Annotated in this window: 2 protein-coding genes and 1 pseudogene; all 3 read left to right on the top strand. The window is 67.3% G+C overall.

Features of this window, described 5'->3' with window-relative positions; genetic code table 11:
• Nucleotides 1–469, top strand: a pseudogene (locus VFL64_RS00795) (hypothetical protein); the annotation flags it as partial.
• Complete coding sequence (locus VFL64_RS00790; protein ID WP_489538475.1) at nt 406–1,833, top strand: CmpA/NrtA family ABC transporter substrate-binding protein; 1,428 nt, start codon at nt 406–408, stop codon at nt 1,831–1,833. The pseudogene VFL64_RS00795 and the gene VFL64_RS00790, both read left to right, overlap by 64 nt.
• The coding region (locus VFL64_RS00785; protein WP_489538474.1) for an ABC transporter substrate-binding protein at nt 1,830–2,446 on the top strand (617 nt) is incomplete at its 3' end. The genes VFL64_RS00790 and VFL64_RS00785, both read left to right, overlap by 4 nt.

Here is a 2,446-nt window from a genome sequence, read left to right as displayed (position 1 = left end):
CTATGTGCTGCCGCTGGTGCTGCTCACCACCGGCTACGCGCTGGTCCAGGCGGCCAACAACACGGCGGTGATGGCCGATGTGGCGCCGGACCAGCGCGGCGTGGTCTCCGGCCTGCTCAACCTGTCGCGCAACCTCGGGCTCATCACCGGCGCCTCGGCAATGGGCGCGGTGTTCGCGTGGGGGGCGGGCACGGCGGATCTCCATGCGGCGAGCGCCGACGCCGTGGCGGCTGGGCTGCGGGCCACCTTCACGGGCGCGGCAGCGTTGGTCGGGGTGGCGCTGGGGGTGGCTTTGCTCGCGTGGTGGCGTGTAGTGCCAGCCCTACACCACAAGCCCGGCTCCGACGATTCCGCACCCGGCCCGTCGTTCCTAGCATTCCCTTCATCTGCCCGAAGGGAACCCGCATGCGTGACGACAACGACTCCAGCAACCGTTTCGACCCCTACAACGCCGACCGGCCGCTGCTGATGCGCTGCGCCTGCGGGCAGCACGCATCGGCCGACGAGCACAACAGTGCGCTCGGCGCCGTCGACGAACTGAAGCGCCGCAGCGAGACGACTGCCTTCGAGGCCTACTCCAACGACTTCATCGAGGCCACGCTGGTCAAGGCCCTGTTCCCGCAGGACGCACAACGCCGCCGCTTCCTGCGTGCGGTGGGCAAGGGCTCGGCAATGGCCGCCATCGGCAGCGTGCTGCCCATCGCCAGCCTGCAGGCCATGGCGCAGGAGAAGCAGGGCGCGCTGGAGAAGAAGGAGCTGAAGATCGGCTTCATCCCCATCACCTGCGCCACGCCGCTGATCATGGCGCACCCGCTGGGCTTCTATGCCAAGCAGGGGCTGGAGGTGCAGGTGGTCAAGACGGCGGGCTGGGCGCTGATCCGCGACAAGATGCTCAACAAGGAGTACGACGCCACGCACTTCCTGTCGCCCATGCCGCTGGCGATCTCGCTCGGCCTCGGTGCCACCGCCACGCCGATGAACGTGGCCACCATCCAGAACATCAACGGCCAGGCGATCACGCTGGCCATGAAGCACAAGGACAACCGCGACCCCAAGAACTGGAAGGGCTTCAAGTTCGCCATTCCGTTCGAGTTCTCCATCCACAACCTGCTGCTGCGCTACTACCTGGCGGAGCATGGCCTGAACCCCGACACCGACGTGCAGATCCGCGTGGTGCCGCCGCCCGAGATGGTGGCCAACCTGCGCGCCGGCAACATCGATGGCTTCCTCGGGCCCGACCCCTTCAACCAGCGCGCGGTGTTCGAGGAGGTGGGCTTCATCCACCTGCTGACCAAGGAGCTGTGGAACGGCCACCCCTGCTGCGCCTTCGGCACCAGCACCGAGTTCATCCAGAAGAACCCCAACACCTTCGCGGCGCTGTACCGGGCGGTGCTCACTTCGGCCGCGATGGCGCGCGAGGCGCGCAACCGCGAACTCATCGCCAAGGTGATCGCGCCGCAGGCCTACCTCAACCAGCCCGAGAGCGTGATCGCGCAGGTGCTCACCGGCAAGTTCGCCGACGGCTTGGGGCAGGTGAAGACCGTGCCCGACCGCGCCGACTTCGACCCGATGCCCTGGCAGAGCATGGCCGTGTGGATGCTCACGCAGATGAAGCGCTGGGGCTACCTCAAGGGCGACGTCAACTACAAGCAGATCGCCGAGAAGGTGTTCCTGCTGACCGACGCGAAGAAGACCATGAGGCAGCTCGGCCAGCCGCTGCCCGACGAGAAGCTGGGCGCGTACCCCAAGTTCAGCGTGATGGGCAAGACCTTCGACGCGGCCAAGGCCGACGAGTACCTGAAGAGCTTTGCGATCAGCAAGCAGGTCGCATGACACGACACGACCCCTACGACGCGAACCGACCGCTGCTGATGCGCTGCGCCTGCCGCGAGCCGCATCTTGCGGGCAGTGGCTGCGACAGCCGCCCGAGCGTGGAGCAGTTGGCCAACGAGTTCATCGAGGCCTCGCTGGTGAAAGCCCTGTTCCCGCAGGAGCCGGTGCGCCGTGCCTTCCTGAAGGCCGTCGGCCGCAAGACTGCGATGGCCGCCATCGCCAGCGCGCTGCCGCTGGCCACGCTGCAGGCGCTGGCGCAGGAGCGCCGGCCGGTGGAGAAGAAGAACCTCAAGGTGGGCTTCATCGCCATCACCTGCGCCACGCCGTTGATCATGGCCGAGCCGCTCGGCTTCTACCGCGACCAGGGCCTGCAGGTGGAGCTGGTCAAGACGCCGGGCTGGGGCGTGATCCGCGAGCGCGTGATGAAGCGCGAGTACGACGCCTCGCACTTCCTCTCGCCCATGCCGCTGGCCATGAGCATGGGCCTGGGGTCGGACGCGATGGCCACCTCGGTCGCGACCATCCAGAACATCAACGGCCAGGCGATCACGCTGCACACCAAGCACAAGGCCAAGCGCGACCCCAAAGCCTGGAAGGGCTTCAAGCTCGCCGT

The organism is Rhizobacter sp. (assembly GCF_035702065.1).
In the GTDB taxonomy this organism is placed as follows: domain Bacteria; phylum Pseudomonadota; class Gammaproteobacteria; order Burkholderiales; family Burkholderiaceae_C; genus Rhizobacter.
The sequence above is the reverse complement of the archived record's forward strand: the minus strand, read 5'-3'. Positions and strand labels throughout refer to the sequence as shown.

Bases quoted from the DNA above. Each gene is read 5' to 3' on its own strand.
- VFL64_RS00790 (WP_489538475.1), top strand. From the start codon at position 406: ATGCGTGACGACAACGACTCCAGCAACCGTTTCGACCCCTACAACGCC.